7 protein-coding genes are annotated in these 5806 nt (G+C 52.5%); all 7 read left to right on the top strand.

Translation table 11 applies throughout. From position 1 onward, the window contains the following. The coding region (locus VEI96_09000; protein HXX58122.1) for a polyprenyl synthetase family protein at positions 1 to 821 on the top strand (821 nt) is incomplete at its 5' end. Then, positions 821 to 1327, top strand: a complete 507-nt coding sequence (amrA, locus tag VEI96_08995) for an AmmeMemoRadiSam system protein A (GenBank protein HXX58121.1) — start codon at positions 821 to 823, stop codon at positions 1325 to 1327. The genes VEI96_09000 and amrA, both read left to right, overlap by 1 nt. Next, the gene (locus VEI96_08990) at positions 1324 to 2763 is read left to right on the top strand and encodes a DUF4388 domain-containing protein (protein HXX58120.1); all 1440 of its coding nucleotides are present in this window, start codon (positions 1324 to 1326) and stop codon (positions 2761 to 2763) included. Before amrA ends, VEI96_08990 begins: the two co-directional genes overlap by 4 nt. 95 nt (positions 2764 to 2858) lie before the next feature. Beyond that, positions 2859 to 3284 carry a hypothetical protein gene (locus tag VEI96_08985; GenBank protein HXX58119.1) on the top strand — a complete coding sequence of 142 codons (426 nt, stop codon included), beginning with the start codon at positions 2859 to 2861 and terminating at the stop codon, positions 3282 to 3284. 104 nt (positions 3285 to 3388) lie between these two features. Beyond that, entirely contained in the window at positions 3389 to 3928 is a 540-nt protein-coding gene (locus VEI96_08980; protein ID HXX58118.1) for a hypothetical protein, read from the top strand. Between the two features lie 72 nt (positions 3929 to 4000). Beyond that, the gene (corA, locus tag VEI96_08975) at positions 4001 to 5068 is read left to right on the top strand and encodes a magnesium/cobalt transporter CorA (protein ID HXX58117.1); all 1068 of its coding nucleotides are present in this window, start codon (positions 4001 to 4003) and stop codon (positions 5066 to 5068) included. Positions 5069 to 5266: 198 nt separating this feature from the next. Beyond that, positions 5267 to 5806 (top strand): putative glycoside hydrolase (locus tag VEI96_08970; protein HXX58116.1); only part of this gene is annotated, 540 nt, incomplete at its 3' end.

The raw sequence follows: 5806 nt of genomic DNA, 5'->3' as shown, positions 1-5806 counted from the left end.
TGCTGCTGAGCGCCGACTTGGCCGGATACCGGGGTGAAAAGCGGATCACCCTCGCGGGAATTATCGAAGCGATCCATACCGCCTCGCTTCTTCATGACGACGTGGTTGACGGTGCCGAGGTGCGAAGGGGAAATATCGCTGCGCATCAGGTATGGGGGAACCAGATCGTCATCCTCGTCGGTGATTTCTGTTATGCAAATGCCCTGAAGCTCGCCGTCGTGCAGGACGACCTGAGAATAATCGGAGCACTGTCGGGTGCGATAACCTCCATGACCGAGGGAGAGATCATTCAGTTGAACAGGGTCGCCGACCCGGGTATATCCCTTGAGGAATATTACAAGATAATCGCTTCAAAGACCGGCGCGCTCATCTCGGCTGCCTGCAGGATCGGGGGAATACTCGGCGGACTTTCTCCGGACAGGGAAGACGCCCTCGGAAGCTTCGGCATGAAGACGGGAATTGCGTTCCAGATGGCCGATGACATCCTTGATTACACGGCTGACGAAAAGGGTCTCGGCAAGAAACTCGGGAAAGACCTCGACGAGGGCAAGATAACCCTTCCCCTCATATGCCTCCTCAGGACTGTTTCTGCCCGAGAAAAGGCTGAAGTGAGCGACATCGTTCGAAGCGATGCGTTGCAGGATGCCGACCTGAGAAGAATCATCGAATTGTTCGAGAAATACAGCGTAATAGAAGAATCATTGAGGATCGCCCAGCATCTCGTTTCGGAGGCGCAGGCTGAACTTAAGGTCTTTCCGCAGTCGCCGGAAAGGGAGGCGCTCTCCGGACTTGCCGATTACGCCCTCGAGAGGAAGAGCTGATGCATCCGTTCGTTCTTCTCGCGAAAGAGGCTGTCGAGACCTATGTAACGAAGGGGAAGATGACGCACCTCCCCGAAGGCCGCTCTGCGGAGATGGAGGAGAAGGCGGGTGTTTTTGTCTGCATCAAGAAGGAGGGACAGCTGAGGGGTTGTATCGGGACGTTCAGGCCCTGCCATCCCGCTATCGCGGAGGAGATAATCCATAACGCGATAGCGGCGGCAACGGAAGACCCGAGGTTTCACAGTCTTGAAGAAGAGGAACTCTCGGCCCTCACCTACTCCGTCGATGTGCTGTCTTCCCCCGAGAAGATCTCCGGTCCCCGGGAGCTTGACGTGAAGAGATACGGGGTGATCGTAGTCTCGGGCGGGCGGAGGGGGCTTCTCCTCCCCGATCTTGAAGGAGTCGAGAGCGTGGAAGAGCAGGTGAGGATCGCACGGGACAAGGCGGGGATCGCACCCGGCGAACTCGTTGAACTTTACCGATTCGAGGTGAGGAGATACCGGTGACGGAATTACCCGATAAAGGAGATCTCAGGGATTACAACCTCGCGGGGATACTCATCGCCCTCAAACGGGCAAAGGCTACCGGGACCCTTACCGTTATCTCGCCCGGCTTTACGAAGAATATCTATATAAAGGAAGGAAATGCCGTCTTTGCATCTTCTTCGCTTGAGGACGACAGGCTCGGCGAGATGCTCATGAAGGCCGGCAAGATTACGATACAGCAGTACGAAAAGTCCGTTCAGATTCTCAAGTCAACAGGGAGACGTCAGGGTGCGATACTCGTCGAATTGGGCTATATCACTCCGAAAGACCTCTTCTGGGGCGTAAAGTATCAGGTGAAGGAGGTCATCTGCAGTCTCTTTCGTGTTGAGGAGGGGGCGTACGAATTCCGGGAAGGCCCCCTCGCTTCGGACGAGGTGATAACGCTCAAGATAAGCATGGAAAACCTCATCTATGAAGGCATGAAGAGGCTTGACACCTGGACCGGAATAAAGAAGGAGATACCGCACCCGGAGATTGTGTTCGAACGGGAGGGCGCTTACAGCGGATCCGGCGCCGCAGAGCTCACCCTCATCGACCTGAACAGTGAGGACAGGCTGATCTTCACTCTTATTGACGGAGAGAGGACGGTAGGGCAGTTGATAGATGAAACGGGTCTGAACTCCTTTGAAGTCATGAAGACCCTCTCGATTCTTTCATCTGTTGGGGTAATACGGAAGAAAGAATCTACGATCTCCCCGGCTGCAGATCGAGAACTGCGGGAGCGCGTGGAGGAATTCTATAAGGGGCTGAAGGATATGGGCCCTGACGAGATACTCCAGGTTGACAGGAACGCAGGCGACGAAGAGATGAAGAGGAATTACTACCGGCTCGTGCGAGAGTTCCATCCGGACAGGGTCTACCACTCCGGCGACAGCGCCTTACGGGAAAAGATATCGACGCTCTTCGACGCGATAACGTCGGCATATAGATTATTGCAGGATGACACCCGGAGGGCTGAGTACTTCCGTTCGGCTGAAAAGGGCTACAGAAAGGAATCGTGGATGAAGGACTTTTCGACCGAGCCCTCTCCCGAGGAGAGAAAGGCTATGATAAGAGATGAACAGTTCAAGAGAGGGGTTGAAGAATTCAAGAAGGGCGATTTTGTGACCTCTGCAGAACTCTTCAGATGGATGGCGGGAGATGATCCCAAAGACGTGAAGGCCTGGAGTTATCTTTCCCTTGCCCTGTCGAAGATTCCGAGTAAACTGAAGGAGGCCGAAGAGGCGCTTCTCCAGGCAATTCGCCTCGACCCGTTTAACAGCGACCATATTGCGAACCTCGGTCTCATATACCTCAAGGCCGGTCTTAAAACGAGGGCGAAGCAGCAGTTCGAGAAGGCGCTGAGGCTCGATTCTGGAAACGCAAGGGCAAAGGCCGGCCTCGAACAGACGGGATGACAGCGGCAGTGGCGACTTCCGTGCTATACCCTCAGTCAGCAGAGAGCGAGACTGATTTGTCTCCTGAGACGAAAAGCTGCTGCAGTCCGGAAAGCATGAAGGAAGCTCAGGATGCATTTGCTGCGGCAGAACGACTGAAAGAACTCTTCACCCAAATATCACCCCTCATCGAATACTATATCCGGGAGGTGTGTGCTGAATGCCGCGAGGTCTGCTGCAGACAGAAACATGCCTTTCCCGATGAAAGGGATATCCTCTTCACGAGCACTCTCGGGATCACCGTAAAGGTCAGTGATCCGGAGCGTTTGCCTGATGAGCCGTGCGAGTGTCTCGGACCGTCGGGATGCCTGAAACCCCGTTGGATGAGACCCTTCAGATGCACCTGGTTTTTTTGTGAACCTCTAATCAGGTCCATGGAAGAGGGTCCCCAGAAAGGCTACAGGAGATTGATAGGGATGATGGGTGAAATGGTCAGGCTTTACGCGGAACTCTCGACGGCCTCAAAGGGTGCTGCATCCTAACAGATTCGAGACGTCTTCCCTCTTCCGGAAGCATTCTGCCCTGGAGAACCCTTTCGTTCCGCCATTCTCTCAGCGTGATAGAATATAGCTGAGAAGAGGGGAGGATGAAAGGAATGATTACCTTCGAGGAACTTTCATCGATATTCAAGGGCACGGATTTCACGGAGAAAGAGCTGCGTGCATTCTATCATTCCGTAAAGAAATCCTTAACGCTCAGGCTTGTCGGAAAGAGCTCATGGCCGGAAATCTTCAAGCTCGAGGAGAGATGTCAGTGGCCGCTCCTCAGGAAGATCGGCGATCCGAATCTTCCGATTTACAAGGGTGCGGACAAGGCACTGCTTGAACGGTTCCTCGCCACGATCTCTGAAGAGGAAGACATCAGGGAACAGAGGTCATCTCTCGACAAGGTGCGATACTGGACCATGCTCCGGTCGATTATCGCTGAAAGGATAGAGCTCTTCGCATGGATCTTCGATTTCTCGAAGGAAGACATCAGGCATTGCGAAATGGTCGCCGAACGGTATCGCGTGATCCGGGAAAGAAGGATTCAGAAAAGGAAGTGGCAGATCGGCGTCGGCACCGGGGCTGCCACGCTCGCCGGTGCGGCAGCACTCTGGTATATCTCACATAAGGAGAAGAAATAGCAAAAAAGAGGCGTACGCTTTTCGAGAATATTAAGGAAATAAAGAAGCATAGGTTTCAGTAAAATATCCATCATGGCGAAAATGCTGAAAAAGAGATCGAGAAAGGCCGGGCTGCCGCCGGGCAGCCTCGTCTACATAGGAGAGCGGGGATCGGACAGAACGAAGATTACCGTGCTCGATTATGACGAGGCGCATTCCGAGGAAAGAGAGACAGACACGATCGCCCAATGTATCGTGCTCAAGGAGAAGCCGTCCGTGACGTGGATCAATATAGACGGCGTCCATAATAGCGGGATTCTTCAGAAACTGGGTGAATGCTACGGGTTCCATCCCCTCGTGCTTGAAGACGTCATGAATACGGATCAGAGGCCGAAGATGGAAGATTATGCAGACTACTTCTACGTCGTTCTGAAGATGCTCCATTATAGCAATGAGAACGGAGGCATAGCCGCCGAGCAGGTGAGTCTTATTGTAGGCCGGAATTTCGTCTTTTCCTTCCAGGAAGGCATCGAGGGTGATGTCTTCGGTGTCGTCAGGGAGCGCATCCGGAGTGATAAGAGCCGGATAAGGAGAATGGGGGCTGATTATCTCGCGTACTCTCTTATCGATGCCATCGTGGACAACTACTTCTCCATACTCGAAAAGTTCGGAGAGCGGATTGAACTCCTCGAAGAGCGAGTGGTGAGCAAACCCGCAACAGAGACCCTCAACGAAATCCATTTCCTGAAGCGAGAGATGATCTTTCTGAGAAGGGCGATCTGGCCCCTGCGGGAAGTTATTAATGCCATGGCGAGAGGTGAATGCCCGCTGATTCAGGAGGGCACGAGGATATACCTGAGGGATGTCTACGACCACACGATCCAGATTATCGATACGGTCGAGACGTTCCGCGACATCATATCGGGTATGCTCGATATCTATCTTTCGAGCGTTAATAACAGGATGAACGCGGTGATAAAAGTTTTGACCATCATAGCTACGATATTCATGCCCCTCACCTTCATAGCGGGAATTTACGGGATGAATTTCAAATACATGCCTGAATTAGAATGGCGTCTCGGGTACCCGATGTTTTGGATTGTCATACTCGCCGTCACCGTTGCGATGCTCCTGTTTTTTAAGAAGAAAAACTGGTTTTGATCGCAGTCACGAAATAGTCCCCTCTTTCGTTATAACCTAATATTCTCTATTAAAACAGCACGATACAAACATTCCCTAACCTGTCTCTTTCTTTTTAGTCTTCTATGTATTCTTAATCACAACTTTTTTTATTAATTGTGGTAACATGGTGAAAGGTGGACTCCGGTTCACAAAAGTCTCTATGAGGTGAGGTGGAGAATGAGGAAGACGTGGTTTTCGTTTTGGATTCTGGTTGGCTTCCTATCTGTTTGGGCTGCTGCGGCATCTGCGTCTGATTACGCCAGCGGAAGGGTACTCGATTATGCGACTCGAAAACCGATTCAGGACGCCATCGTCACCGGAAATAACGAGATTGTCCGCACCGATAGCAACGGCATGTTTGTGCTGAAGAACGCAGCAAACAAGATCGGCGTCCGCGCCTATGGCTACGCGCGGGGGGAGCAGGCAGTCCCTGCGCAGCCTCCTAAGGCACCCTTCGACATCTACCTTCTTCCCTTTATTCCGAAGGCCCTTTATCTGACATACTACGGGATTGGAGACAGATCTCTCCGCGAATCGGCACTCAACCTTGCGAAGGAGACTGAGATCAACGCCCTCGTTATCGATGTTAAGGGCGATAGAGGGGTGATCACCTACAAGAGTTCCATCCCCCTTGCTTCGGAGGTGGGAGCCCAGCGGCTCGTCATCATAAAGGACATACGGGGTTTGATACAGTCACTGAGGGAGAAGGGAATATAT

It is taken from the genome of Thermodesulfovibrionales bacterium (assembly GCA_035622735.1).
Lineage (GTDB): Bacteria > Nitrospirota > Thermodesulfovibrionia > Thermodesulfovibrionales > UBA9159 > DASPUT01.
This window is presented reverse-complemented; position numbering and strand designations above follow the sequence as displayed.